The sequence below is a fragment of the Aureicoccus marinus genome, assembly GCF_002954325.1.
Classification (GTDB): domain Bacteria; phylum Bacteroidota; class Bacteroidia; order Flavobacteriales; family Flavobacteriaceae; genus Aureicoccus; species Aureicoccus marinus.
This window is the reverse complement of the sequence record NZ_MQVX01000001.1, coordinates 1928138-1955136: the sequence shown is the minus strand read 5'-3', so window position 1 is coordinate 1955136 and position 26999 is coordinate 1928138. Positions and strand designations below refer to the sequence as shown.

At 46.3% G+C, this 26999-nt stretch carries 19 protein-coding genes and 2 pseudogenes; 15 read left to right on the top strand and 6 right to left on the bottom strand.

Annotated features, from left to right (window positions below; translation table 11 throughout):
* From BST99_RS09085 to BST99_RS15165, 5 genes and pseudogenes are all read right to left on the bottom strand, one after another.
* Nucleotides 1-1128 carry a sugar-transfer associated ATP-grasp domain-containing protein gene (locus tag BST99_RS09085; RefSeq protein ID WP_105001520.1) on the bottom strand — a complete coding sequence of 376 codons (1128 nt, stop codon included), beginning with the start codon at nucleotides 1126-1128 and terminating at the stop codon, nucleotides 1-3.
* Nucleotides 1129-1194: 66 nt separating this feature from the next.
* Entirely contained in the window at nucleotides 1195-1569 is a 375-nt protein-coding gene (locus tag BST99_RS09080) for a polysaccharide biosynthesis C-terminal domain-containing protein (protein WP_105001519.1), read from the bottom strand.
* Complete coding sequence (locus tag BST99_RS09075; RefSeq protein ID WP_245916295.1) at nucleotides 1530-2486, bottom strand: oligosaccharide flippase family protein; 957 nt, start codon at nucleotides 2484-2486, stop codon at nucleotides 1530-1532. The genes BST99_RS09080 and BST99_RS09075 overlap by 40 nt, the downstream gene beginning before the upstream one ends.
* Nucleotides 2487-2716: 230 nt before the next feature.
* Entirely contained in the window at nucleotides 2717-3526 is an 810-nt protein-coding gene (locus BST99_RS09070) for a DUF3050 domain-containing protein (RefSeq protein ID WP_245916227.1), read from the bottom strand.
* 74 nt (nucleotides 3527-3600) lie between these two features.
* Nucleotides 3601-5297 (bottom strand): annotated as a pseudogene (locus BST99_RS15165) (glycoside hydrolase family 13 protein).
* 132 nt (nucleotides 5298-5429) lie between these two features.
* Between BST99_RS15165 and rimP the strand changes: the two are divergent.
* The 3 genes from rimP to infB are packed head-to-tail and all read left to right on the top strand — an operon-like array spanning nucleotide 5430 to nucleotide 9908.
* Nucleotides 5430-5891: a ribosome assembly cofactor RimP gene (gene rimP, locus BST99_RS09060; protein WP_105001517.1), complete on the top strand. Its 462-nt coding sequence runs from the start codon at nucleotides 5430-5432 to the stop codon at nucleotides 5889-5891.
* Nucleotides 5892-5913: 22 nt separating this feature from the next.
* Nucleotides 5914-7146 (top strand): transcription termination factor NusA, encoded by a 1233-nt coding sequence (gene nusA / locus BST99_RS09055; protein WP_105001516.1) that lies wholly within the window; start codon nucleotides 5914-5916, stop codon nucleotides 7144-7146.
* Nucleotides 7147-7184: 38 nt separating this feature from the next.
* Nucleotides 7185-9908 carry a translation initiation factor IF-2 gene (gene infB / locus BST99_RS09050; protein ID WP_105001515.1) on the top strand — a complete coding sequence of 908 codons (2724 nt, stop codon included), beginning with the start codon at nucleotides 7185-7187 and terminating at the stop codon, nucleotides 9906-9908.
* A 13-nt stretch (nucleotides 9909-9921) separates the two neighbouring features.
* On the opposite strand, the gene BST99_RS09045 is transcribed toward infB, so the two are convergent.
* A complete protein-coding gene (locus BST99_RS09045) occupies nucleotides 9922-10299 on the bottom strand; it encodes an SPOR domain-containing protein (RefSeq protein WP_105001514.1) in 378 nt (125 codons plus the stop codon).
* 224 nt (nucleotides 10300-10523) lie between these two features.
* On the opposite strand from BST99_RS09045, the gene BST99_RS09040 reads away from it, so the two are divergent.
* The 12 genes and pseudogenes from BST99_RS09040 to BST99_RS14650 all read left to right on the top strand — a co-directional run bounded on the left by BST99_RS09040 (nucleotide 10524) and on the right by BST99_RS14650 (nucleotide 26982).
* On the top strand, nucleotides 10524-11888 hold the full coding sequence (locus BST99_RS09040; protein WP_105001513.1) for a c-type cytochrome: 1365 nt from the start codon (nucleotides 10524-10526) through the stop codon (nucleotides 11886-11888).
* Between the two features lie 21 nt (nucleotides 11889-11909).
* Entirely contained in the window at nucleotides 11910-15035 is a 3126-nt protein-coding gene (locus BST99_RS09035) for a TAT-variant-translocated molybdopterin oxidoreductase (protein ID WP_105001512.1), read from the top strand.
* 26 nt (nucleotides 15036-15061) lie between these two features.
* The gene (nrfD, locus tag BST99_RS09030; protein ID WP_105001511.1) at nucleotides 15062-16810 is read left to right on the top strand and encodes an NrfD/PsrC family molybdoenzyme membrane anchor subunit; all 1749 of its coding nucleotides are present in this window, start codon (nucleotides 15062-15064) and stop codon (nucleotides 16808-16810) included.
* Nucleotides 16811-16812: 2 nt separating this feature from the next.
* Entirely contained in the window at nucleotides 16813-17337 is a 525-nt protein-coding gene (locus BST99_RS09025) for a DUF3341 domain-containing protein (RefSeq protein WP_105001510.1), read from the top strand.
* A 4-nt stretch (nucleotides 17338-17341) separates the two neighbouring features.
* Nucleotides 17342-17905: a c-type cytochrome gene (locus BST99_RS09020; protein ID WP_181044194.1), complete on the top strand. Its 564-nt coding sequence runs from the start codon at nucleotides 17342-17344 to the stop codon at nucleotides 17903-17905.
* An 8-nt stretch (nucleotides 17906-17913) separates the two neighbouring features.
* Nucleotides 17914-19347, top strand: coding sequence for a quinol:cytochrome C oxidoreductase (locus BST99_RS09015; protein ID WP_105001509.1), 1434 nt, complete (start codon nucleotides 17914-17916; stop codon nucleotides 19345-19347).
* Between the two features lie 27 nt (nucleotides 19348-19374).
* A pseudogene (locus tag BST99_RS09010) lies at nucleotides 19375-20438 on the top strand (cytochrome c oxidase subunit II).
* A gap of 43 nt (nucleotides 20439-20481) precedes the next feature.
* A complete protein-coding gene (locus tag BST99_RS09005; protein ID WP_105001508.1) occupies nucleotides 20482-22305 on the top strand; it encodes a cytochrome c oxidase subunit I in 1824 nt (607 codons plus the stop codon).
* 97 nt (nucleotides 22306-22402) lie between these two features.
* Nucleotides 22403-23233: a GIN domain-containing protein gene (locus BST99_RS09000; RefSeq protein WP_105001507.1), complete on the top strand. Its 831-nt coding sequence runs from the start codon at nucleotides 22403-22405 to the stop codon at nucleotides 23231-23233.
* Nucleotides 23234-23237: 4 nt separating this feature from the next.
* On the top strand, nucleotides 23238-24269 hold the full coding sequence (ruvB, locus tag BST99_RS08995) for a Holliday junction branch migration DNA helicase RuvB (protein ID WP_105001506.1): 1032 nt from the start codon (nucleotides 23238-23240) through the stop codon (nucleotides 24267-24269).
* A 5-nt stretch (nucleotides 24270-24274) separates the two neighbouring features.
* Nucleotides 24275-25204, top strand: coding sequence for a tRNA epoxyqueuosine(34) reductase QueG (gene queG / locus BST99_RS08990; RefSeq protein WP_105001505.1), 930 nt, complete (start codon nucleotides 24275-24277; stop codon nucleotides 25202-25204).
* A 167-nt stretch (nucleotides 25205-25371) separates the two neighbouring features.
* Nucleotides 25372-26982, top strand: a complete 1611-nt coding sequence (locus BST99_RS14650; protein ID WP_105002478.1) for an MFS transporter — start codon at nucleotides 25372-25374, stop codon at nucleotides 26980-26982.
* Nucleotides 26983-26999 lie beyond the last annotated feature (17 nt).

Here is a 26999-nt window from a genome sequence, read left to right as displayed (position 1 = left end):
CTACAATTCCCGAACGGAAAACTTTTCGCTTACCCAAAAGTCCTTTGGGTTGTCAATTCCAAATACCTCTCGAATTCCTCCATGGCAATCCTGCAGGTATTCAAGTCCTGGTGCAGCATTGAGTTCTATGATTGCAGCCCCTTCATTGGTATAGGCAATATCCCAACCACCAAATCCAATTGGGCCAAACTTCACTGCCGCTTTTTCAGCGAGTTCTTTGACTTCTTTCCAATGTGGAAAGACGTATCCGTTGAAGCTAAATCCTGTGTCAGGATGTGCATCTGTGGTTATTCCATGCCCTTTGTGAATGAGTTTATCAAACTCTCCTGTTTCAATGTTTATACGGCAAACTAATCCTGATTTGCTGGCATTATCCAAATGGCTCCCTCCTTGCCCCATTCGAAGCATGGCAAGTAAGACCCGACTATTTCCATTTTTAAACTCTGTAATAACTCTAAAAGTATTAACAGCATTAGGATAGATGGCGTTCAGCTCCTCGTGTTGAGTAAGTCCCTCTTGGAGTATATAATCGGTTGCCTTATCCATGTTTTCGATTATTTCTCGGGATTTTTTGGCGTTGTATTTTTGCTCCTCATTGGGGTCCGCCTGATGAACTTTTATTCCCTTTCCGCCGAGTCCATTTGTCGGTTTAAGAAACATCTTCAGCGCGTTGGAATTTTGAATTACTGAAGAAGCCTTTTCCTTAGTAATTTCATTTTTCTCGTTATCGTAGAAATACCCATTTTTATATTGCCACAGAAGTTTTGGCTGAGGAAGATTGTAGGATTTTAGCAGCTGAAAGGTCAGTTCCTTATCCTCACTCAAAACTCCATAGTCCTTAAAAAATTTGGGAAAGAAAAGGTAATAAGCGAAAAAGTTTGGAATGTAATTCTTCATTTCTTCGATGGATTGAGTACATTCTCGTCTATACATACCATAGCGTATGTACTGAAATGGATAGCATCCCCAGTATTGTTTAAGGGTTCTCATTTCACGGATTATGACCGACTTCTTCTTTTTATCCTTAGCCTTGCGATATTTTCTTATTTCTTGACTGTAATGCTTGTTGTAATGGGCCCTCAGTCTTCTTTCCGAAATAATTTTCCAGACTTGATAGATGCGTTTCATGAACGAAGTTTAGTTATTGGTCTATGGAATTACAAAGGTATTTCCCTGTATGTCCACTTGTGAATTTTACGGAAGTTGTTCTTTGAAATTTTTAAAAAATAAGATGGTCTGTGCAACCAGGTTTTTTAGATCTATTTGTAAATGATCTCTAATTAAAAAGAGTCCAACGCCGATACCAATCAATGTAAATGTAACTGTGCCTATCGCAACAAGCGCCAAGGACTGGAAATAATGGACAGCGATCAAATCAATTGCAATATTAGCAGAGGCCATTGCTAAAACCTTAAATAGGTTGAGCTTAGGTTGATCAATACTGTCAAAGAGAATCCCAAGAAAGCGATCAAAAGGAAGGAAAAAGAGATATAAAGTAAAAATCCTCAATACCAGAACCAATTCATCTATTACCGATAAGTACCCATCTCCACCAAGAATGTAAACCAAGGGTCTGCGAATAGGTAACAAAGCAATATGAATGGGCTTAAAATAAAGGTGACAGCGCCAGTGTAGGAATAGAAAATATGCTTCACTTCTTCCATGTTGTTTTTGAGAAACTGTTTGGAAAGACGCGGGTAGGCGGTCATAGAAAAACTCTTTAACGGGATTCCGATCAGGTCGGTTAATTTTAAGGGGATAGCATACATCGCAATTGCCTCAGGTCCCATTAGAGTACTTGATCCGATAATAAAGGTATCTGCACTTTTCAGCAGATTTGAGCCAATAAGCGATCCCATCGAGTATTTTCCGAAATGAAAAAGTTGACGTTCGGTTATTTTGTCTGCATGATTGAGATAGAAGAGGCCATCCCATTTTCGGAATGTACACCACATACTAGAAATAAGGTTGGTTGTGATGTAAACAATAATAATGGATGTGATTTCAAGTTTTAACCAAAGAAGATTAATTATCAGAAAAAGAACAAATAGTCCAATATTTGAAACTCGCACAAGCATCATTCGATTGAAGTTTTGTTCAGCTTGGAATAAACCATAGGCATTCTTCCATCCCAATGCTGCGAGACCAAAGACAGGATACCAAATCAAAAACAGTTTATACCCGTTGATCACTTGCCAGCCAGAGTGTTCCCATATCCCCCACGTTAGCCAAAGGATAACCCAAAAAATGATAAGTACAATACAGCTCAAGCGGAAACTTGAGCCCAAAAGTCGCTTGATTTGTTCCTTGTCGGCATTGGTCAAAAGACGAACAACAGAGGTTCTTGTTAGTCCATACCGAATGGAATCTGCAAAATTGGTCAAAGCGAGAAAGAGTACCCAATCCCCGAATCTTTCAGTGCTGAGCTGTCGCGTAAGAAGCATAAAGCTTATCAGGCCAAGGACAGCCGTAACTAGATTGGCCATCAATGAAGAAAGATTCTTTTCTCCCTTGAGCTTCTTAAGTTTTTGAATCATCTTTTAGTCTAAAAAAAGAAATATCTAAGATACTCTTGATATTACCAACTCCAAGATGATTTAATTAGTATAGGCGATGTTGTGAGAGGCAGATTATGTGATGTGTAAGTAATTTACTGCAAAATAATGATTTTTAAAATCGTTGTTTTGGGCCTTATAAAATCTCCAAAATCAAAGATCTAAATGAGATGGTGTGTTCGGACTGCAGCTTTAGCGCGAACAATTTTTTCGTTGATTGTATCCCAAAGCGCAATTCGTTTTGAAATGGATGTTTTGGCAGATTCCAATGCGATCATCCAGTTTTTTTCATTTGTCCCACAAATTTCTTCGATCATCCTCATGGACAATGGACCATGCTGATCACCATCCAATTCAATGTGCCTCTGCAAATAGTAACGCAGTTTTGTGTACCGTTTGGACTCCGGATCAGCTGATTTCAGAATTTTTAGAAACATCTCAGGGATGATTTCTTCCCTTCCGAAGGCAAATGCAGCAGCAATAGCCACTGTGTTTTGACTACCTACCGTATCGAGCGTAAAAGCAACAAAATCTCGGGTTCTCTCATCTGTTTGACCATTAATCATGCCGAGTGTAAAATGGTCTCCAGATTGTAAACGGCTAATAAGGTCGTCAATTCCGTTGTGGTCGGCCCCCAATTCGTCCATAGCGTCGAGGTACATTTCAAAGTGGCTTTGAACTTCCCCTTGGTCATTAAGATCACTTTCTTCATCCAAAACAATTTCATTTATGAAGCGGGCTAGAACAGGGTTGTTCGGGGGAGTCCAAGGCAGACGGCTCCCGGTTAGGTCCCTCTGTAATGCCTTGAGCAGCGACATAAAGTCCCAAACGGCGTAAACATGAGATTCCATGAAGATCCTGATGTCTTCAAGTGTTTTCAGGTTGTTGTAGAGGCCGTGATTTTGAAGCTTTTTGCGAAAAAAATAGATTTCTTCTTCAATATGAGAAGTAGTCATGCAGGTGACTTCCATGGCTTTTTTTTGCAAAGATCAGTTGTCTCTTTTTATTCTGCAAATTGCAAGGCCTGACTGATTTCAATCAAAATTTATTGGACTCGAAAAACAATGGCCTCCCACGGCTGCAGCACCCCGGAATACCCTTCTGAACTGTAATTTCCTTGGAGCTTTTGCTGGATGTTCATGCCCTCAGGTAGTGGGTAAGTTGTTTCCGTATCGCTGAAATTGAGCAGGACCAGTACCTTTTCTTCTCCTAGGGTTCTGGTATAAGCGAAGACTTCCAGGTGTTTCGTATCCAGATCTTTAAAGTCCCCATAAACCAATACCATCTCTTCTTTCCGCAGAGCGATTAACTCCCGGTAGTAATGGTAAACAGAGTCTTTATTGGCTGTGGATTCGGCGGCGTTGATCTTATCAAAATTCTTATTGACGGCAAACCAGGCGTTGTCAGCGGTCGTAAAACCACCATGGGCAGAGTCGTCCCATTGCATGGGGGTTCTGGAGTGGTCACGAGCAATATGCCACATATTGGTCATCCAAGCCTCTTCATCTGCACCTCCTTCAACCACTTCATCCTGATGCGCATTGCGGGTCATGATGTCGTCCATTTCGTGAACGCTCTTGAAAGGAGAATTGGTCATGGCCAGCTCATCCCCTTGGTAAATAAAAGGAGTCCCTTTCATCGTCAAAAGCAGAGTGGAAAGGAGTTTGGCGGAGAGGTCGCGGAATTCATCTGAGTCATTTCCGAAACGACTAACCATTCTCGGGTTATCATGGTTCGAGAAAAAGATGGTGTTCCAGGAATGCGGGTGGTAGACCTCTTCGTAGAGGGTGTAAAGTTTCTTGAGGTCCGGGAGTTTCCAGTCTTGCCAGATCCACCAGTTAGTGGGGTCGCGGTCAACACCTACATTCCCGAAATGGAATGCGGTACTCAGTTCTTTGCGGTCTTCGCCAATTAAAAGAGGAATGTCTTCTACCTCAATACCGACGATTTCTCCAATCGAAAATACCTCGTCGCGGCCTACAAAAACCTCTTGATGCATTTCTTGAACGTATTTGTGGAGGTTAGGCCCGGAGGCGTAGACCTTGGCGAAATCTCCATCAAAGTTTTCTGGGAAATTCGGGAAGGCGGTGTTTTTAGAAATAAAAGGAAAGGCGTCCAGACGAAAGCCAGCAGCACCTTTGTCCAGGTAAAAGCGCATGATGTCATACATCTCCTGACGCAGTTTGGGGTTTTCCCAATTCAAATCCGGCTGCTTTTTCGAAAACAAATGCAGGTAGTATTCCCCTGTTGCGTCGTCTTTGGACCAGGCAGAACCGCTAAACCAAGAGATCCAATCATTGGGAGGGTTCTCTCCATCGCCCTCGCGCCAGTGGTAGTAATCCCGGTAGGGTTGTCTTTGGATTTACGCGCTTCTTGAAACCATTGGTGCTCATCGCTGGTGTGGTTTCCGACCATGTCCACGATGAATTTGAGGTCGCGTTTTTTCATTTCGCTGATCAATTCGTCGTAGTCTTCCATGGTGCCGAACTCCTCCATGATGGTGCGGTAGTTCCGGATATCGTAGCCATTATCGTCGTTGGGCGAGTCAAAAATTGGGCTGATCCAGATGGCGTCTGCACCTAGATTTTTGATGTAGTCCAGCTTTTCTATGATGCCGCGTAAATCACCGATCCCATCACCATTACTGTCCTTAAAGGAACGAGGATAAATTTGATACACCACGCACTCCTTCCACCAGGTGCGTTTAACCCCATTTTCAAGAACCTCCTTTTGCTCTGCCATAGCCGCTTTTCAAGTTTTCGGCAATATTAGTGTGTTTTTGATAATTCAGGAAAAGGATTACCTTTGCAGCACTGAACGGATAAGTATATTCATGAGGGGACTTCGAGTCCCCTCTTTCAATACATAGGGTTGATGTTTAAAGACCGGGTAGAAGCCTTGCTCGATCAGGCATTAGAGAAACGACCAGATATTTTTCTCATCAAATGCAGCGTCGGGGCAGATAATAGAATCCACGTCGTGCTCGACGGAGACAAGGGGATCAATTTAGAAGACTGTATGGAAATCAGTCGCGCGGTAGAACACAACCTGGACCGGGAAGAACAAGATTTTGCCTTGGAGGTAAGTTCTGTTGGAGCCACCTCTCCACTAGAGTTACCTCGACAGTATCCCCAGCATATTGGTCGCAAACTGGAAGTCAAAACCGCAGACGGCGTTTTTGAGGGAACGCTGGAAAAGGTAGAAGACAACGGGATCGAGTTGTACTGGAAAGCCCGTGAACCCAAACCGGTGGGCAAAGGAAAGCACACCGTGGAAAAAAGAGAATTCGTGTCCTTTGATAAAATTGAAAAGGCACAAGTGAAACTAAAATTTTAAACAGAAACAAGTATCCACTACCATGGAAAATCTGGCACTCATAGAGTCGTTCTCAGAGTTCAAAGACGATAAATTCATCGATCGGGTAACCTTAATGGCGATCCTGGAAGAAGTATTTAGAGCTGCACTGAAGAAAAAATTCGGTTCGGATGATAACTTTGATATCATCATTAACCCCGATAAAGGGGATTTGGAGATCTGGAGAAACCGTATCGTTGTTGAAGACGGACAGGTCGAAGAGCCGAACGAAGAAATTTCATTGACCGAGGCGCGCAAGATTGAGCCTGACTTTGAAGTAGGGGAGGATGTTTCTGAAGAGGTGAAGTTGATTGATTTGGGTCGCCGTTCTATTTTGGCCTTGCGTCAAAATTTAATCGCTAAGATTCACGAGCACGATAACACCACTATATACAAGCAGTTTAAGGACCTCGAAGGAGAGATCTACACTGCGGAGGTGCACCACATTCGTCACAAGGCCATCATTCTGTTGGACGATGAGGGGAACGAAATTATTTTGCCGAAAGACAAGCAGATTCCATCAGATTTCTTCCGTAAAGGAGATAATGTTCGCGGGATCATCGAAAGCGTTGAGCTCAAAGGTAACAAGCCGGCGATCATTATGTCGAGAACAGCGCCTAAATTCTTGGAGCAGTTGTTCTTTCAGGAAATCCCTGAAGTATTTGACGGTTTGATCACCATTAAAAAAGCCGTCCGTATTCCTGGAGAAAAGGCCAAAGTAGCGGTGGATAGCTACGATGATCGTATTGATCCTGTTGGAGCCTGTGTCGGTATGAAGGGTTCCCGTATTCACGGAATCGTTCGCGAATTGGGGAACGAGAACATCGATGTGATCAACTGGACGAACAACTCTCAGTTGATGGTGACTCGCGCTTTGAGTCCTGCGCGAGTTTCTTCCGTAAAACTGGACGACGAAAAAATGACGGCTCAGGTGTATCTGAAGCCAGAAGAAGTCTCTAAGGCCATCGGTCGTGGAGGGCATAACATCCGTTTAGCTGGACAGCTAACCGGGTACGAGATTGATGTATTCCGCGAAGGAGTCGAGGAAGACGTAGAGCTGACCGAGTTCTCGGACGAAATCGATCAGTGGATTATTGAAGAATTCAAAAAGATCGGATTGGACACCGCTCGCAGCGTTTTGGAACAGGATCCTGCGGACTTGGTGAAGCGTACCGATTTGGAAGAAGAAACCGTTGCTGAGGTCGTGCGAATCCTCAAAGCGGAGTTTGAAGATTAAACTATATTTGCAGCAATTACGCAGAGCGAGAATTATTTATGGCGGGAAACCCAACAATACGATTAAATAAAGTACTTCGAGAATTAAATATTTCGCTGGACAGGGCAGTGGACTATCTCAACTCTAAAGGGCATGAGGTAGAGGCACGTCCTACGACAAAGATTTCTGACGAAGTATACCAGGTATTGTTGGAGGAGTTCCAAACCGACATGACCAAGAAGGTAGCTTCTAAAGAAGTCGGTGAAGAAAAGCGCAAAGAGAAGGAAGAGCTCCGTCAGCAGATTGAGCAAGAGCAGGAAGAAAAGCGCATCGCCCGTGAGCGTCGCCAGGAAGTAATCAAGGCCAAGGCTGAACTCAGCGGTCCTAAGACTATTGGGAAGATTGATCTTGAGCCCAAGGCCAAAGAAGAGGAGGAAGTTCCTGTGGTGGAGCAAACACCGGCAGAGGCTCCTGCCCCTGAAGTAAAAGCCCAAGAGCCTGCTGCTCCTGAAGTTAAAGAAGAAGCTCCTGCAGAAGCTCCTGCAGAAGAAGCCCCTGCCGCCCCAAAGGCAGAGGAGAAAGCGGAAGCTCCAACGGCGGAGGCCGAAAGGCAAACTGAGGCCCCTGCAGAAGGAACTCCGGCGAAGTCACAAAACATTGAAACCAAGTACCAAAAACTGACTGGTCCTAAAATTACCGGGGCCAAGATTGACCTGTCCAAGTTTGAGAAGCCGAAGAAGAAGAAGGAAGATGCTCAAGGTGGAGACAGCAACGATCGCCGCAAGAGAAGAAAGCGAATCGTCAGTAAAGGAGGTCCTGCAGATAACCGTGGCAGAGGAAACAACAAAGGCAAGCGCCCTGCGGTAGCCAAAGTTGAACCGACCGAAGCGGAAGTGCAAAAGCAAGTAAGAGAAACCCTGGAAAAACTTCAGGGGAAATCCAATAAAGGTCGCGGGGCCAAGTACCGCCGTGAGAAAAGAGATCAGCACCGTCAACAGACCGAGAAGGATCTTCAGATGCAACAGCTGGAGAGCAAAATCCTCAAGGTTACGGAGTTTGTTACTGTTAACGAATTGGCTACCATGATGGAGGTCAGCACAACCGATATTATTTCGGCTTGTATGTCTCTTGGTATTATGGTGACACTTAACCAGCGCCTGGATGCAGAAACCTTGAGTATCGTGACTGATGAATTTGGTTACGAGGTTGAGTTTGTTACTGCAGAGTTGGAAGAGGCTATTGAGGAGGTTGAGGACAAAGAAGAAGACTTGGTCATCCGAGCGCCTATCGTTACCGTTATGGGTCACGTTGACCACGGTAAGACCTCTTTGTTGGATTACATCAGAAAAGAAAATGTGATCGCTGGAGAGAGCGGAGGAATCACCCAGCACATTGGTGCTTATGGAGTTACTCTGGAATCTGGACAAAAGATCACCTTCCTGGATACTCCTGGTCACGAGGCCTTTACGGCCATGCGTGCACGTGGAGCTCAGGTAACGGATTTGGCCATTATTGTTATTGCGGCGGATGACGACATCATGCCCCAAACCAAGGAAGCGATCAGTCACGCCCAGGCGGCAGGAGTACCGATCGTCTTTGCGATCAACAAGATTGACCGCCCAACGGCGAATCCGGATAAGATAAAAGAAGGACTGGCAGGTATGAACTTGTTGGTTGAAGACTGGGGTGGTAAAATCCAGTCGCACGATATTTCGGCTAAAACAGGACAGGGGGTCAATGAGCTCTTGGAAAAAGTTCTCTTAGAAGCCGAACTTCTCGAACTCAAAGCCAACCCAGATCGTTTGGCTTCGGGTACAGTGGTAGAAGCCTTCCTCGACAAGGGTCGTGGTTATGTTTCGACCATTCTTGTACAGACGGGAACCTTAAGCATCGGAGATTACCTGCTCGCGGGTACAACCAGTGGTAAGGTGAAGGCTATGCAAGATGAGCGTGGGAACAACGTAAAACAAGTTGGGCCTGCAACACCGATTTCTGTACTTGGATTGGATGGAGCGCCTCAGGCTGGTGATAAGTTCAATGTGCTCGAGGACGAAAGAGAAGCAAAACAAATCGCAGGGAAGCGAGCACAACTTCAGCGCGAGCAAAGTGTACGTACCCAGCGTCACATTACCCTGGACGAAATTGGTCGTCGAATCGCCTTAGGAGACTTCCAGGAATTGAACATTATCCTCAAAGGGGATGTGGACGGTTCGGTGGAGGCCTTGACGGATTCCTTCCAAAAACTGTCTACCGACGAAATCCAGGTGAATATCATTCACAAGGGAGTTGGAGCGATCACCGAGTCGGATGTTCTTTTAGCGAGTGCTTCGGACGCGATCATCATCGGATTTAATGTTCGACCGATGGGGAATGCCCGTGCAGTAGCCGATAAGGAAGAAATCGATATCCGTACCTACAGCATCATTTACGATGCGATCAATGACCTCAAGGACGCGATGGAGGGCATGTTGTCTCCAGAGATGAAAGAGGAAGTGACGGGTACGGCCGAAATCCGCGAAACCTTTAAGATTTCCAAAATTGGTACCATTGCAGGATGTATGGTGACCAGCGGAAAGCTATTCCGAAACTCAGGTGTTCGTATCATTCGCGAAGGAGTGGTGGTTTACACCGGAGAATTGGCCTCGCTGAAACGCTTCAAGGACGATGTCAAGGAAGTGTCGAAAGGATACGATTGTGGATTGCAGGTGAAGAACTACAACGACATTCGGATTGATGATGTCATCGAAGCCTTCCAGGAAGTTGCGGTCAAAAAGACCCTGTAAAAATCAGTTGATTTTATTGTTTGTTTTCTGGTTCCAAAAGAACGGCATTCGGATATTTTCGGCGTACCTCTCGGTACTTTCGCTGAGCCTCTAGGGAGTTGTAAAACTTGCCCAGTCGTACACGGTAGGTTGGAGAAAGGAATTCGATCTTGGAATACCAATTGGGATAGTCGATTTCGATCTGACTCTTCAGTTTTCGGGCCTGTTCGTAGGTTCCGAATCCCACCTGAATTTGGTAAAAGTCGGTTTCGGAGCGCACCGCTTTGTAGATTTCGATCAGTTCCGGAAGGTTGGGATCCTGTTCAATGTAAAGAGTTCCCTCTTGAGCGTGGATTTCTGTACTAAAAAACAGTCCGATTCCGGCGAAGGCAAGTAGGCTAATGCGTTTCATGATCTTTTGTTTTACAAGGGATTAAAGTTCCATTTTTTTCGCCATTAAACAAATTTTATTTTGCTTATTTAGAGCGATTATAAATTAGTATTACCATTCTCTTAACACTTCAAAAAATGCTGCTTGTGCCTTATTTTTGTCGCCAATTTGCGCCCCGATTTAAGTGGCTCTACACCCTGCTAGAGTAACAATCGTGCCAAAGTTTGATCAGCAATTATAAGAGCATGAGAAAGGTCTCGCACCGCATCCAATTTAAGCAGATTCTCCGGTTATTCATCATTACATTTTTATTTAATGCAACCCCCTTGTTCGCACAGGATGAGGCTGCTGTAGAGCCAGCTGCGGCTGAAGCCTCGGCAGATCTAGGAGGAGATCCGACTGCTGGAAAACAATTGTTTAATCAGAATTGTGCGGCTTGTCACGCCCTTGATCGGAACATGACTGGGCCGATGCTTCGCAACGTGGAAACGCGTTTGAGCGAAGAGCAAGGTTTAGATCGCGAATGGTTGTACAAATGGATTCGCAACAGTGCTGGACTGATTGCTTCTGGAGACAGCTACGCCAATCAAGTGTACAACGAGTGGAATCAGGTGGCTATGACGGCCTTTCCGCTTTTGAGTGATACCGATATCAACAATATTTTGGCCTATACGGCTTATGTTCCGCCAGTTACTGATGGTGGTGGTAAAGGACCTATCACAGAATTGAAACCAGTAGAGCCGGGTATCTCCAACGAGATCATCCTCGGAGCTCTGGCCTTTGTCTTGGCGGTGTTGGTGATCATGTTGTTTACAGTCAATTCTACCTTGCGCCGCATTGCTGAGGCCAACGGGATTGATGTGGAGCGTGTTCGTGAAAAGAGAACTCCGATCTGGAAAGCCTTTGCGCAGAATCAATTCTTGGTATTCGTCAGTGTGTTGTTCTTGTTGCTCTCGAGTGCCTATTTCGCTTACGCATACATGTCTCAAATTGGAGTGGACCAAGGCTATGCCCCAGTACAACCAATCCACTATTCACACCGTATTCACGCCGGTGTCAATAAAATTGAGTGTACGTACTGTCACTCTTCTGCCCGAGTGTCCAAGCATTCCGGTATTCCTTCTTTGAATGTTTGTATGAACTGTCACAAATCGATCTACGAGTACAAGGGAACTCCGGAAGGGCCTTCTGCAGAAGATTTGGCAAATGGCTACACCAACGAATTCTACACCAAGGAAATCAAAAGACTTTACGAAGCAGTAGGATGGGATGAAGGTACCCAAAGCTACACAGGCGAGTCTAAGCCAGTGAAGTGGGTGCGTATCCATAACCTGCCTGACTTTGCTTACTTCAACCACTCTCAGCACGTCACTGTAGGTGAGATCGAGTGCCAGACCTGCCACGGTCCGGTTGAGGAGATGGAAATCATGTACCAGTATTCACCGCTCACTATGGGCTGGTGTATCAACTGTCACCGCGAGACCAATATCAAGGTGGCTGATAACGCGTACTACGAGAAGATCCACGCTGAACTCTCCAAGAAGTATGAAGTGGAAGAGTTGACCGCCGCACAAATGGGAGGTCTTGAATGTGGAAAATGTCATTATTAATCAGGTTTTTAGGAGCACCATATGGCGTCAAATAAGAAATATTGGAAAAGCGAAATAGAACTACAAGAAGGGAATCCTCTTGTAGATCAAATTCGTCAGAATGAGTTTCCAGAAGAAATTCCTACCTCTGATTTTTTACAGCAGGAAGAAACCTTAGCTGAATCGAGTACCAGTCGTCGTGACTTTTTGAAGTATGTTGGTTTTAGTACCGCAGCGGCTTCTCTTGCGGCTTGTAAAGGTCCTGTTAAAGAGTCGATCCCTTATGTTGTTCAGCCAGACCGTATCGTTCCTGGGGTAGCCAACTTCTACGCGACCACCATCGCAGATGGTTTCGATTTTGCCAGTGTATTGGTCAAGACTCGTGAAGGTCGTCCGATCTTCATCAAGCCAAACGACCGTGCTTCTGTATTAAGCCACGGTAATGCTCGTGTGAATGCTTCTGTTCTTTCTCTTTACGACAAGAACCGAATTCAAGGTCCTATTAATCAGGCCGGAGAGCAAGTCGATTGGAGTGCTTTGGATGCAGCGGTAAAAGCGAAGTTGGACGCCATGCAAGGAGGTTCCAAGCAAGCGGTCATCTTGACTCAGTCATACGCTAGTCCAAGTATGAAGCGTTTGGTAGCTGATTTTGCAGCAGCTTATCCTTTTGTGAAGCACGTGGTATACGATGCGATTTCAGAAGATGCAGCACTTTCTGCCTTCGATAAAAAATACCGAGAGCGCGCTCTTGCGGATTACGATTTCGAAAAAGCCGAATTGATTGTCTCTTTTGCCGCAGATTTCTTAGGAGATTGGCAAGGAGGAGGCTACGACGGTGGTTATGCCAAAGGACGTATCCCAAAAAACGGAAAAATGTCTCGCCACATTCAGGTCGAGTCGAATATGAGCTTGAGTGGTGCGAACGCTGATACGCGTATTCCGCTACAGAACGCCAAGATCAAGATTGCCCTTGCCAAGTTGTACTACAAATTGAATGGTAGTACTGTCGGTGGAGGGGAAGATTCTGCCATCGATGCCTATGTCGATGCTATCACGGAAGAGATTCGTCAGAAAGGTTCCAAAGCTGTTGTGGTTTGTGGAATTCAGGATGAGGATGCTCAGCTAGTTACTTTGGCGATCAACGAATTGATCCAAAGTGAGGCATTCGATGCAAAAGCGCCGCGCTACATCCGCGAAGGAAACGTCAATGATTTGAATCGTTTGATGGCGGATATGAAGACCGGACAAGTGGGAATGCTGATCACTGATGGGATCAACCCGGTGTACAGCTTGCCTAACGGTCAAGAGTTTAAAGATTTAGTGTCTCAAGTGGATCTGTCAGTTTCTTTCTCTTTCTTGAGAGACGAGACGGCGGAGTCTACTACCTATACTGCTGCTCGCTCGCACTACCTCGAATCTTGGGGAGATGTGGAGTTGAAAAAAGGCCACTTCAGCCTTGTGCAGCCGGTTATTCGTAAATTATTTTCTACCCGCCAACTGCAGGATTGTCTGTTGAGCTGGATGGGTAACGATCAGAATTACTACGATTACATCAAAGCCAACTGGGGTGAAACAGTTCTTCAGGGAGGTTCTTGGAACCAGGCCCTTCAGGATGGTGTTTTCCATGCTGGAGCGAATGCGGAAGGGCTTGTGTCCGAAGTTGCTGCCGCCATTGCCTCTGTTGGAGAAGAGACCACACCAGGCGTATCTGCCTTAACGGTATCGCTGCGTTCGTTGATGAACTCGGCTAGCCCAGAAATGGAGCTGGTTCTGTACTCTAAATCTGGTATGGGAGACGGGCAGCAAGCCAACAACCCTTGGTTGCAAGAATTCCCAGACCCGATTAGCCGTGCTTCTTGGGACAACTACATTACGGTGTCCAAAGCCGATGCGGAGCGCATGGAGTTGGTCAACGAAAATGTAGCGAATGGAGGTTTGAACGGAAGCTACGTCACTGTAAAGGTTGGTGGAGTTACTGTTCCTAACGTACCGGTGATGATCCAACCGGGTCAAGCGCCTGGAACGGTAGGTTTGGCTTTGGGTTACGGACGCAAGTCGGGTATCCAAGCCGAAATGCAGACCGGTGTCAACGCCTTCCCCTTGTATACGGCTTTTGATAACGTACAAGAGGTCTCATTGACCAAGGAAAGCGGAATGCACGAGTTTGCTTGTATTCAGCTGCACAAAACCTTGATGGGTCGTGGAGACATCATTAAAGAAACAACACTAGACGAATTCAATACCGAAGATGCCGCTGTTTGGAATCCGATTCCACAGGTTTCTTTGGATCACCAGGAAGTGGCTGCTACAAGTGTTGACTTGTGGGAGTCCTTCGATCGTTCGATCGGTCACCACTTCAATATGTCGATTGACTTGAACGCTTGTACCGGATGTGGTGCCTGTGTGATCGCTTGTCACTCCGAGAACAACGTTCCTGTTGTTGGAAAGCAAGAGATTCGCAAGTCGCGTGATATGCACTGGTTGCGTATCGACCGCTACTACTCTTCTGCTGATACCTTCGCTGGAGATGACGAGTACAAAGACGAAATCAGTGGTCTGCTAGGAGAAGATGGAAGCTTGAAAGGCTTTGGAAAGATGGAAGATCCATCAGCAAATCCTCAGGTAGCCTTCCAGCCAGTAATGTGTCAGCACTGTAACCACGCTCCTTGTGAGACGGTATGTCCAGTTGCTGCTACAGCGCACAGCCGCCAGGGTCACAACCACATGGCTTACAACCGTTGTGTGGGTACCCGTTACTGTGCAAACAACTGTCCGTACAAGGTTCGCCGTTTCAACTGGTTCTTGTACAACAACAACGATGAGTTCGATTACCACATGAACAACGACCTCGGTAAGATGGTCTTGAACCCAGACGTAAACGTTCGTTCTCGTGGTGTAATGGAAAAATGTTCTTGGTGTATCCAAATGACTCAGAAGTCTATTCTGGATGCCAAGCGTGATGGAAGAGAAGTGAAGGACGAGGAGTTCCAAACCGCTTGTTCAGCGGCTTGTGGCACCGGAGCCATTGTCTTTGGAGACATCAATGATGAGCATAGCGAGGTTTCTAAACTGAAGAAAGACGACAGAATGTACCACTTGTTGGAGCATGTGGGAACACAACCAAACGTGTTCTACCAAGTCAAAGTCCGAAACACAGAGGAAGCCTAATCAATAAAGAAATTAGAAGTTAGAATATGGCGTCGCATTACGAAGCACCGATACGCAAACCGCTGGTACTAGGAGAAAAATCGTACCACGATGTATCTGTAGACATTGCCCGTCCCGTAGAGGGAAAAGCCAACCGCCAATGGTGGATTGTATTTAGCATTGCGCTAATTGCCTTCCTTTGGGGACTGGGGTGTATTGTGTACACAGTAGGAACCGGAATTGGGGTTTGGGGATTGAACAGAACCGTCAACTGGGCCTGGGATATTACCAACTTTGTCTGGTGGGTAGGTATTGGTCACGCAGGGACCTTGATTTCGGCGGTACTCTTGCTTTTCCGTCAGAAATGGAGAATGGCGATCAACCGTTCTGCAGAGGCGATGACCATCTTCTCGGTTGTTCAGGCGGGATTGTTTCCGATCATTCACATGGGTCGTCCTTGGTTGGCCTACTGGGTACTTCCGATTCCTAACCAATTTGGTTCTTTGTGGGTGAACTTCAACTCCCCACTGCTTTGGGACGTATTCGCGATCTCGACTTACCTTTCGGTATCCTTGGTTTTCTGGTGGACGGGTCTTCTTCCTGACTTCGCGATGATTCGCGACCGCGCCGTGAAGCCTTTCCAGAAAAAAATCTACGGTCTATTGAGTTTCGGATGGACTGGCCGTGCCAAAGATTGGCAACGTTTTGAAGAAGTATCCTTGGTACTTGCCGGTTTGGCAACACCACTTGTACTTTCTGTACACACCATTGTATCCTTTGACTTCGCCACCTCGGTTATTCCAGGATGGCACACCACGATCTTCCCTCCTTACTTCGTTGCAGGGGCGATTTTCTCTGGATTTGCGATGGTGAACACCCTTTTGATTATCATGCGTAAGGTGTGTAATCTGGAGGCTTATATTACCGTACAACACATCGAATTGATGAACATCGTAATCATGATTACCGGTTCGATTGTAGGTTGTGCTTACATCACTGAGCTTTTTGTGGCTTGGTATTCAGGAGTGGAGTACGAGCAATACGCCTTCTTGAACAGAGCAACAGGTCCTTACGCCTGGGCGTACTGGGCAATGATGTCCTGTAACGTATTCTCACCACAGTTTATGTGGTCCAAGAGACTTCGTACCAGTATCATGTTCTCTTTTGGAATCTCGATTGTAGTAAACATTGGAATGTGGTTTGAGCGTTTCGTAATTATCGTGACTTCTTTGCACCGTGATTACCTGCCTTCTTCGTGGACGATGTTCTCTCCAACCTTTGTTGATATCGGAATCTTTATTGGAACAATCGGTTTCTTCTTTGTTCTTTTCCTTCTTTATTCGAGAACCTTCCCGGTGATCGCCCAAGCGGAAGTGAAGTCCATTATGAAGACTTCTGGTGAAGGCTATAAAGCCCTTCGGGATGCCGGTAAGCCACTTTACACCATGCCTCCACGCGGTATCATTACCGAGTACGAGGTGGAAGGAGCGCATGCCTCCGCCGAGGAAGGATTGGATTATGGAGGTGCTGGAGCCCCCGTAATGCAGCTCTTGGGTAAACTGGGATCTTTTGACCCTTCGACCCAGACTCCGGACGACCTGAAGAAGGTCAACGGTATTGGCCCCATGATGGAAAAGGCCTTGAATAAGATTGGAATTTTCTCTTTTGCTCAGTTGAGTAAAATGGGAGACTCAGAATACAATTTGTTGGATACGATTACCGGGTCTTTCCCTGGGCGTGCACAGCGTGACGATTGGGCTGGTCAAGCGAGCTCTTTCTTAAACCTAGATAAATAAGTATGGAGGCAAAACTCTTTCGTGCACTTTACAACGACGACGACATTCTCATGAAGGCAGTGAAAAAACTGCGTGAAGAGAAGGTTCATATCGAGGAGGTTTATACCCCATTCCCTGTTCACGGACTGGACAAAGCAATGGGATTGGCCGAAACCCGTATTTCCATCGCAGCCTTTATGTACGGTTGTGTAGGTCTGATCACTGCGGTTGTTATGATGAATTACATCATGATCCAGGATTGGCCGCAAGATATTGGGGGTAAGCCTAGCTTCTCCTACCTGCAGAACATGCCAGCCTTTGTACCGATTATGTTCGAGCTAACGGTATTTTTTGCTGCTCACCTTATGGTAATCACGTTCTACCTCAGAAGTAGAATGTGGCCTTTTAAGGAAGCGGAGAATCCGGACAAGCGTACTACAGATGACCACTTCTTGGTCGAGGTACACGCGGGTAGTGATGAAGAAAAACTAAAAGAATTATTGTTGGACACCGGTGCTGTTGAAGTACAAGTTCCAAAAACGGCCTAAGACAATGAAGAAAGCAGGAATAATTTTAGGTGCCTTGGCAATGCTCATTAGCTTGAGCAGCTGTTTTGACAAAAACAAGCCAAACTACCAGTACATGCCGAACATGTATGAGCCAGTAGGTTACGAAACTTACCAGAAGGTGGAGTTCTTTCCTCAAGGAACAGAGGCTCTTCTTCCCGTCGACGGAACAATCTCTCGCGGTTGGATGCCTTATGAGTTCGACAATACGGTTGAAGGCAAGGAGTTGGCCCGCGCTCAAGCGAGTCCTCTGGATAGCTTGATGCAAGAAGAAAACCTGGCCGAAGGAAAAGCCCTTTATGATGTTTACTGTGCGATTTGCCACGGAACCAAAGGTGATGGACAAGGCTGGTTGGTAAAGCAAGAGAAGATTCTAGGGGTTCCGACTTATGCGGATGCCGGACGAAATATTACCGTAGGTAGCACTTACCACACCATGTACTATGGATTGAACTCCATGGGCTCTTACGCCTCTCAAATGAGCAACGAAGAGGAGTTGTGGCAAGTGGCTGAATACGTGATGAAATTAAAGCAGGACCTAACTAAATAAGTGATTCTATGTACACCTTTTCAAATCGTTTAAAAATCTCTGCTCTGGTACTGATGGTCCTCGGACTCATCGGCCTTGGTGTTGGGTTTTTTACGGCTCCTTCGACAGTAGAGGAGGCAAAAGCCGCACTGGAAAGTGCGCATGGTGACGGCCATGGCGGGGATCACAGCAGTGGGCACCTGATTGCACAAGAACAAAACGATCACGCGGAAGATACCCACGCGGAAGCGACTGCTGGAGATCACGCAGAGGAGTCGCATGCAGCGGAGTCTCACGGAGACGACCACAGTGCAGCGGCTGCTCACGGAGATGCCGGTCACGGTGGCGGTCACGCGGATCACCATGGAGAGCACCTTTTGAATAGTATGAAGAACCGTCCTTGGTCGGCCTTCTATGCAGGTGCCTTTTTCTTCTTTATGATTTCTCTCGGGGTTTTGGCGTTTTACGCTATCCAACGCGCCGCTCAGGCAGGTTGGTCGCCTATCCTGTTCCGAGTGATGGAGGGGATCACCGCTTATTTAGCCCCTGGAGGTATTATTGTATTTGTATTCTTGCTTTTGTCTGCCTTGCAGGTTAACCACATTTTTGTGTGGGCTGACCCAGCGGTTGTAGAACACGATGCCCTGATTCAAGGGAAAGCAGGTTACTTGAACCCGACTTTCTTTATCATCCGTGCGATCCTATTCTTAGGAGGCTGGGTGTTCTACCGACAGTATTCACGTAAACTTTCCTTGGCGCAGGACGAGGCCTCAGACAACAAGCCTTTTGTCAAGAACTTCCGTCTTTCGGCTGCTTTCTTGGTCTTCTACTTGGTCAGTGAGTCCATGATGTCTTGGGATTGGATTATGAGTCTAGATCCACACTGGTTCAGTACTCTTTTTGGTTGGTATGTATTTGCCAGCATGTTTGTATCGGGAATCACGACGATCGCGATCATTACCATCTACTTGAAATCTAAAGGGTACTTAGAAGAGGTGAACGACAGCCACATCCACGATTTGGCCAAGTTTATGTTTGGTATCAGCATCTTCTGGACCTACTTGTGGTTTAGCCAGTTTATGTTGATCTGGTACGCCAATATTCCGGAAGAGGTGACCTACTTTGAAATGCGATTTGAGTACTACAAGCTGCCTTTCTTTGGAATGCTGGTGCTTAACTTTGTTTTCCCATTGTTGGTTCTCATGCACAGCCATTTCAAGCGTATCAACTGGTTCGTTATTGCCACGGGTATCGTGATCCTTTTTGGTCACTACCTGGATGTGTTTAATATGATTATGCCGGCAACCGTAGGGGAGCACTGGCACTTAGGAATTCCGGAGATCGGTGGAATCATGTTCTTCGCCGGCTTGTTCATCTATGTGGTGTTCACTGCCTTGACCAAGGAATCCCTTACTCCGAAAAGAAACCCATTACTGGAGGAAAGCCGCCAGTTTCATTATTAATTAAGTCAAGAAGAAGACAGCGAGAAGATGACAACAGCCTTAATTTTAGCCGTATTACTCTTAGTAGCCATCGCCATTTGGCAAATGGGAAAAATCTTTGAGTTTTCCCAAATGACCACCGATACGTCTACTGCGCAGATTGCGAACGATACGGATAACAAGAACAACGGTTACCTGCTATTTGCCTTTTTGGTTTTTATCTACGGGATTACCATTTTCAGTTTTGCCAAGTACGGGAAGTTCGTCCTACCGGCTTCTTCTTCGGAGCACGGGGTAGAATACGATCAGTTGATGTGGATCTCTATGGCCATCATCTTCTTTGTACAGATCGTCACCCAGGCTTTGTTGCACTACTTCGGTTATAAGTACCGCGGGGAGAAAGGGAAGAAAGCCCTTTTCTACGCAGACAACGACCGTCTGGAAGCGATTTGGACCATCATCCCGGTGATTGTTCTAGCAGGACTTATTCTTTATGGATTGTACACCTGGACCGAGATCACAAGTATCGAGGAAGGGGAAGACGATATTGTTATCGAGCTTTATGCTCAACAGTTCAACTGGACCGCTCGATATGCGGGTGAGGACGGAGTTTTAGGAGACGCAGTGTACGTTTGATCGATATCAACCGAGCCAATGTCCTTGGTTTGGACGAAGCTGACCCGAATGCCGCGGACGACAAGATTGTCAAGGAATTGCACTTGCCAAAAGGCCGTAAGGTCATTTTTAAGATGCGTTCTCAGGACGTCTTGCATTCGGCTTATATGCCTCACTTCCGTGCGCAGATGAACTGTGTACCAGGGATGATTACGGAATTCAGCTTTACGCCAACGGTGACCACCGAAGAAATGCGTCTGCGTCCAGAGATCATCGAACATGTAAAAAGAACAAACGAAATCCGAGCGGAGCGCGCGGCCAATGATGAGCCGAATAGCGACCCCTGGGAATTCGATTATGTATTGTTGTGTAATAAGATTTGTGGAAAGTCACACTACAACATGCAAATGAAAATAATTGTTGAAGAAGAAGAGGATTACCAGGAATGGCTATCTACACAGAAGTCTTTCGCTGAATCAGTTCAGCCTCAACAATAATTGCTAGCTAGAAAAGGAAATATAAATCTAAAGAGTAAAACTTATGTCTGCAACGGCGAACGCACATGCTGAGGATCATGCTCACGACCACGAGCATCACCATAAGGAAACATTCATCACAAAGTACATCTTCTCGCAGGATCACAAGATGATTGCGAAGCAGTACTTGATCACAGGTCTCATCATGGGATTTGTGGGTATTGCGATGTCTTTGTTGTTTAGAATGCAGTTGGCTTGGCCAGGAAGAGAATTCCCAATCTTTGAAGCCGTACTAGGAAAGTGGGCTCCTGGAGGAGTAATGGATGCCGATATCTACTTGGCATTGGTTACTATCCACGGTACCATCATGGTCTTCTTTGTACTGACCGCTGGATTGAGTGGTACATTCAGTAACTTATTGATTCCATTGCAAATTGGAGCCCGTGATATGGCTTCTGGTTTCTTGAACATGGTGTCGTACTGGTTGTTCTTCCTTTCCAGTGTGATCATGGTGATTTCTCTCTTTGTAGAAGCAGGACCCGCGGCTGCTGGTTGGACAATTTATCCGCCGCTGAGTGCATTGCCGATGGCGCAGCCTGGTTCCGGAATGGGTATGACGTTATGGTTAGTCTCGATGACCATCTTCATTGCCTCTTCTCTTCTGGGATCACTGAACTACATTGTAACGGTTATAAACTTGAGAACAAAAGGGATGTCTATGACTCGTCTACCGTTGACGATCTGGGCTTTCTTTGTCACAGCGATTATCGGTGTAATCTCTTTCCCGGTTCTTCTTTCTGCAGGTCTGTTGTTGCTTATGGACCGCAGCTTCGGAACTTCTTTCTTCTTGTCTGATATCTTCATTCAAGGGGAAGTGCTTCACTACCAAGGAGGATCTCCGGTATTGTACGAGCATTTGTTCTGGTTCCTGGGACACCCGGAAGTATACATCGTACTTCTTCCGGCATTGGGGATTACCTCTGAGGTGATGTCAACCAATGCGCGTAAGCCGATCTTCGGTTACCGCGCCATGGTGGCTTCGATTATCGCCATTGCCTTCTTATCTACCATCGTATGGGGACACCACATGTTTATCTCTGGGATGAACCCATTCTTGGGGTCTGTATTTACTTTTACAACTCTTTTGATTGCGATCCCATCTGCTGTAAAAGCATTTAACTACATCACCACCCTTTGGAAGGGTAACCTGCAGTTGAACCCCGCCATGCTCTTCAGTATCGGGTTGGTTTCTACCTTCATTACTGGGGGTCTGACCGGTATCATTCTGGGTGACAGTACACTGGATATCAACGTTCATGATACTTACTTCGTCGTTGCTCACTTCCACTTGGTAATGGGTATCTCGGCCTTGTACGGATTATTTGCAGGGGTTTACCACTGGTTCCCTAAGATGTTCGAAGGAAAAATGATGAACAAGAACCTGGGGTATGTTCACTTCTGGGTAACGGCCATTTGTGCTTACGGGGTCTTCTTCCCCATGCACTTTGTTGGAATGGCAGGGGTGCCACGTCGTTACTATGAGAATACCGCCTTCCCAATGTTCGATCAGTTGACCGATGTTCAGATTGTCATGACGGTATTCGCCTTGATCGCTGGAGCGGCTCAGTTGGTGTTCGTCTACAACTTCATCAGCAGTATTTTCTACGGGAAGAAAGGACCTCAAAACCCTTGGGGATCGAATACCCTGGAATGGACTGCTCCGCAGAAGCACATTCACGGAAACTGGGAGGGAGAGATTCCTCACGTTTACCGTTGGGCTTACGATTACAGTAAAACGTATGAGAACGGTGAGTACATTATTGAAGGGCAGGATTTCGTCCCTCAAAACACGCCGATTCAACCAGACGAAGAGGAGCTTAATCACTAGAACCTCTGTTTGTATAAACTTGAAAAGCCTGTCTTCCGACAGGCTTTTTTGTTGGATGCCCTGATCAAAAATCGATCGCTTCCCTTACCTTTAAGGTATGAAATGGACTTATGTTTTCTTATTGACCCTTCTTCCTATGGTGGCCTTTGCACAGCAACGCAAGCCTAAAATCAAAGGAAATCGGAAGGTGACGCGGGTAACGGAACGCCTTCCCGCTTTCAACAGTATTTTGCTCAAAGACGATTTGGATGTTGTCCTGGTCGCCGCAAATAGCCCCAGTTACCAATTGGTGGCCGATGACAATTTGGTCGATGTGATCACCTTCAAGGTGGTGGATTCGGTTCTGGAAATTCGTTCTTTCTACAAGATCACTTCCCGAAAGGAATTGGATATCACGATCAATTACGAGAGTTTGAAATCAATCGCGATCCAAGGGGGTAGCATCACAACGGATAATGTTTTAGCCACTGGAAGTCTGTCTCTTACGGCATCGAATAATGCGGCGCTGAATATTTCGGGCAAAGCCCAGTCGGTCCGTGTAAAGCTAGAAAACACTTCTCAGAGCGACCTCAATTTAGATACCCAATTCCTAACGGTCGATATGGAAGAGCGCGCTAATGCGCGGGTCTATACGACTTGTGAGGATTTAACCATAAAGCTGGTTCAGAACGCGAACCTGACCCTGGAAGGGGAAGCGAGAACCGCTATTATCGAGACTTTTCAGCAGAGCAAGTACAAGGGAGAGACGGCTCCTATCGGACGCTTGCAGCTCACCAGTTCAGGGAGTTCTCAGGCCAGGGCTCACGTCACCGAGGTGATCGGACTCAAGGCCAAGGGCAGCAGTAAAATCTTTTTATTCGGGAACCCCAGTATTGATCTGCAGGAGTTTCTCGATACAGCTCAGTTGAGTAAGAAACTCTTGGAGTAAATCTATGAACGAACATTTGGATGCGAATGGGGAGCACTTTAGCCGGGAAGAGCTCGATATAGAGAGAGCGCTTCGGCCCCTCAGCTTCGACGACTTTACCGGGCAAGAGCAGGTGCTTGAAAATCTTCAGATTTTCGTGCAGGCAGCCAATCTGCGTTCTGAAGCTTTGGACCACACCCTGTTTCATGGCCCTCCAGGGTTAGGTAAAACGACGCTGGCCCATATTCTGGCCAACGAGCTGGGCGTTGGGATCAAAGTCACCTCTGGTCCGGTACTGGATAAACCGGGCGACTTAGCGGGTCTTTTGACGAACCTGGACGAACGCGACGTCCTTTTTATTGACGAAATCCACCGCTTGAGTCCTGTGGTCGAAGAATACCTCTATTCGGCTATGGAGGATTACCGCATCGATATTATGCTGGAAACCGGGCCGAATGCCCGTTCCGTTCAAATTAGCCTAGCGCCTTTTACGTTGATTGGTGCCACCACACGATCAGGATTGCTAACGGCCCCGATGCGAGCTCGATTCGGTATCCAAAGCCGTTTACAGTATTACGATACCGAGCTTCTGTCGACCATCGTTCAACGAAGTGCAGAAATTCTAGGAGTACCTATCACCAATGAGGCTGCTATCGAAATTGCCGGGCGGAGCCGGGGTACACCTCGTATCTCCAATGCCTTGTTGCGAAGGGTTCGGGATTTTGCCCAAATCAAGGGGAATGGATCCATCGATCTCGATATTTCACGCATTGCGCTCAAGGCCCTCAATGTAGACGCTCACGGTTTGGATGAGATGGACAATAAAATCCTTTCGACCATTATCGAAAAATTCAAAGGAGGCCCGGTAGGAATAACCACTTTGGCTACGGCGGTATCAGAAAGTGCAGAAACCCTGGAGGAGGTCTATGAGCCCTTTTTGATCCAACAGGGCTTTTTGGTTCGTACCCCTCGAGGAAGAGAAGCTACCCAAAGAGCGTATGAGCACCTGGGGATTAGTTCTCCGGGGGACCAGAAGAACCTCTTTACGGAATCCTAGACTTTATGATTCAACAAAGCCTTAGAGAGAAACACACCGAAATGATCAAGACCGAAGCCCAGCGCCTCGGTTTTTTGTCTTGTGGTGTTTCTAAGGCGGATTTTTTGGAGGAAGAGGCGCCTCGATTGGAGCAGTGGCTTAAGCAGGGCATGCACGGGCAAATGCACTATATGGAAAACCACTTTGACAAGCGCCTTGATCCCCGCTTGTTGGTGCCCGGAGCACAGTCGGTTATTTCTCTGCTGCTGAATTATTACCCCGATGAACAACAGAATGAGGAGTCTTATAAAATCTCGAAATACGCCTACGGGGAAGACTATCACTTTGTTATCCGGGATAAACTCAAAGAACTCCTGGCCTTTATTCGCGATCATATCGGGGAAGTGGACGGAAGGGGGTTCGTGGACTCTGCTCCTGTGCTGGACAAGGCCTGGGCAGCCAAAAGTGGACTGGGCTGGATCGGAAAGCACAGCAACCTTTTGTCACAGAAGGTCGGCTCCTTTTATTTTATCGCTGAATTGATTGTGGATCTGCCCTTGGTCTACGACACGCCAGTTACGGATCACTGTGGCAGTTGCACCGCTTGTATAGACGCCTGTCCCACACAGGCGATTATCGCGCCTTATCAGGTCGATGGAAGCAAGTGTATTTCTTATTTCACCATTGAGCTGAAAGACGAGCTGCCTTCGGCCATGAGTGGTCAGTTTGATGATTGGATGTTTGGTTGTGATGTCTGCCAGGACGTATGCCCGTGGAATCGTTTTTCCAGTCCACATGCAGAGCCTCGGTTTAATCCGCATCCTGAACTTTTGTCTATGACCAAAAGGGATTGGGAGGAAATTACAGAAGAAGTTTTTCGCAAGGTCTTCAAAAAGTCAGCGGTAAAAAGGACGAAGTTCTCTGGCCTCAACCGAAACATTACGTTTTTGGAATAGGGGGATTAGCCATTCCTTTCGTGTTAGATTTTGGTGAGCTCATTGGTTTTTCCTTGGCGAAAAATACTATCTTGAGAGGCGATTGTCTTTTACTGAAAGGCACTTGACAAACTAACTATATGGCAAAATTGGTTAAACCCAGATTGAATTTTTGGCAAATCTGGAATATGAACGTTGGATTCTTCGGAATCCAATTTAGTTTTGGTCTGCAACAGACTGCTGTTAGTCCTATTTTTTCTTTCCTTGGAGCGCATCACGACGAATTACCTTTACTGAATCTGGCGGGCCCGGTCACGGGTTTATTGATTCAGCCCATCATTGGTGCGATTTCGGATAAGACCTGGTCTCCGAAATGGGGAGGTCGCCGAAAGCCCTTTTTCCTGATTGGAGCGATTCTGGCTAGTTTGTGTTTATTCGCCTTTCCTTTCAGTCCTGAATTGTGGTTTGCTGTAGGATTGCTCTGGATTTTGGATGCTGGAAACAATACGGCCATGGAACCCTATCGTGCTTTTGTAGGTGATAAACTGCCGGACGATCAGTTGACCTATGGGTACCAAATGCAGAGTCTTTTTGTAGGAGCCGGGATTACCCTCGCCAACCTTTCTCTTTTTGCTTTTCAGCATTGGTTCAGTACGCCTGTTGAGGGGGGAGGACTTTTTAGTGGGACGGAAGAAAGTGTTTCGTCTATTCCCACCTGGGTCTACTATTCTTTCTTTTTGGGAGCCTTGGCGTCTATAGGAACGATTTTGTGGTCGGTCTGGAAAACGCCTGAAATACCACCATCGGAGGAAGAGCTAAAAGAGATTCAAGAACACAATGCCGATACACCTTCGCCAATGGTGCAGATCCTCAGTGTTCTTTTGGTGATTTTCTCAGTGCCTCTTGTGCTAGGTTATATTACTGCGGAAGTTTACCCTCAGCTTTGGGACAATATCAACCTTGGAGTCATTGTCGTATTGATCTATGCGTTCTTCTGGCTATACATTTTGTACAAGTTGATTAAGAAGAACAAAACCAATAAGACCCTTAAGCGATTGGGAGCCACCTTGGATCCCTTATTGGAAGCAGCTGAGGCGATAGGGGTTATGCCTGGTTTTTTATGGAAGCTGGCTGCTGTCTATTTGTTCCAGTGGTATGCCCTTTTTATCTACTGGCAGTTTTTGCCGCCCATGTTAAGAACCAGTTTGTATGGGATTTCGAATGAGGATAACGATCGGTTCAATGGGATTATGGAATCTTTTAAGGCAGGTAACGAGATCAATTCGGCAGACCAGTCTTTTGCTGAGAATATCCAATCCTTGGCTGAACAGGCTTTAGGACATGCTGGTTTAATGAACGGTACCTACAATTTTGTGACCATGCTTGTGGCCTTGGCCTTGGTGCCTTTGGCTTCAAGAATTGGGTCAAAATTGGTTTATGTGGTCTGTCTTTTCCTTTCGGCCATTGCCATGTTGAGTATGCCTTTCATTACCGATAAATGGCTTCTGTTGGCTCCAATGATTTTATTTGGAATTGGATGGGCGGCGATGATGGGTATTCCATACGCCATGGTCTCTAAAGTTATTCCGGAAGAACGCCGAGGGGTCTATATGGGAATTGTCAATATGATGATTGTTATTCCTATGCTCATTCAGACGGTAAGCTTTGGTCCGATTATCAAAAACTATTTAGATAACGACGCCACCAATGCCATTTTGTTTGCGGGGGTGTTCTTTAGTATTGCTGCGATCTTGGCCTTGCGCTTGAATTTGCCCAAGGATCAACAGACGGTGCAGTGATCTTATGATGAGCAGAA

Excerpts from the sequence above, each read along its gene's own strand:
- BST99_RS09070 (WP_245916227.1), bottom strand. The coding sequence starts at position 3,526 with ATGGAAGTCACCTGCATGACTACTTCTCATATTGAAGAAGAAATCTAT.
- BST99_RS09005 (WP_105001508.1), top strand. The coding sequence starts at position 20,482 with ATGTCTGCAACGGCGAACGCACATGCTGAGGATCATGCTCACGACCAC.
- BST99_RS09085 (WP_105001520.1), bottom strand. The coding sequence starts at position 1,128 with ATGAAACGCATCTATCAAGTCTGGAAAATTATTTCGGAAAGAAGACTG.
- BST99_RS09025 (WP_105001510.1), top strand. The coding sequence starts at position 16,813 with ATGGAGGCAAAACTCTTTCGTGCACTTTACAACGACGACGACATTCTC.
- rimP (WP_105001517.1), top strand. The coding sequence starts at position 5,430 with ATGTTTAAAGACCGGGTAGAAGCCTTGCTCGATCAGGCATTAGAGAAA.
- BST99_RS09075 (WP_245916295.1), bottom strand. The coding sequence starts at position 2,486 with ATGGCCAATCTAGTTACGGCTGTCCTTGGCCTGATAAGCTTTATGCTT.
- BST99_RS09020 (WP_181044194.1), top strand. The coding sequence starts at position 17,342 with ATGAAGAAAGCAGGAATAATTTTAGGTGCCTTGGCAATGCTCATTAGC.
- BST99_RS14650 (WP_105002478.1), top strand. The coding sequence starts at position 25,372 with ATGAACGTTGGATTCTTCGGAATCCAATTTAGTTTTGGTCTGCAACAG.
- infB (WP_105001515.1), top strand. The coding sequence starts at position 7,185 with ATGGCGGGAAACCCAACAATACGATTAAATAAAGTACTTCGAGAATTA.
- BST99_RS09040 (WP_105001513.1), top strand. The coding sequence starts at position 10,524 with ATGAGAAAGGTCTCGCACCGCATCCAATTTAAGCAGATTCTCCGGTTA.
- nusA (WP_105001516.1), top strand. The coding sequence starts at position 5,914 with ATGGAAAATCTGGCACTCATAGAGTCGTTCTCAGAGTTCAAAGACGAT.
- nrfD (WP_105001511.1), top strand. The coding sequence starts at position 15,062 with ATGGCGTCGCATTACGAAGCACCGATACGCAAACCGCTGGTACTAGGA.
- ruvB (WP_105001506.1), top strand. The coding sequence starts at position 23,238 with ATGAACGAACATTTGGATGCGAATGGGGAGCACTTTAGCCGGGAAGAG.
- BST99_RS09000 (WP_105001507.1), top strand. The coding sequence starts at position 22,403 with ATGAAATGGACTTATGTTTTCTTATTGACCCTTCTTCCTATGGTGGCC.
- BST99_RS09035 (WP_105001512.1), top strand. The coding sequence starts at position 11,910 with ATGGCGTCAAATAAGAAATATTGGAAAAGCGAAATAGAACTACAAGAA.
- BST99_RS09015 (WP_105001509.1), top strand. The coding sequence starts at position 17,914 with ATGTACACCTTTTCAAATCGTTTAAAAATCTCTGCTCTGGTACTGATG.
- BST99_RS09045 (WP_105001514.1), bottom strand. The coding sequence starts at position 10,299 with ATGAAACGCATTAGCCTACTTGCCTTCGCCGGAATCGGACTGTTTTTT.
- queG (WP_105001505.1), top strand. The coding sequence starts at position 24,275 with ATGATTCAACAAAGCCTTAGAGAGAAACACACCGAAATGATCAAGACC.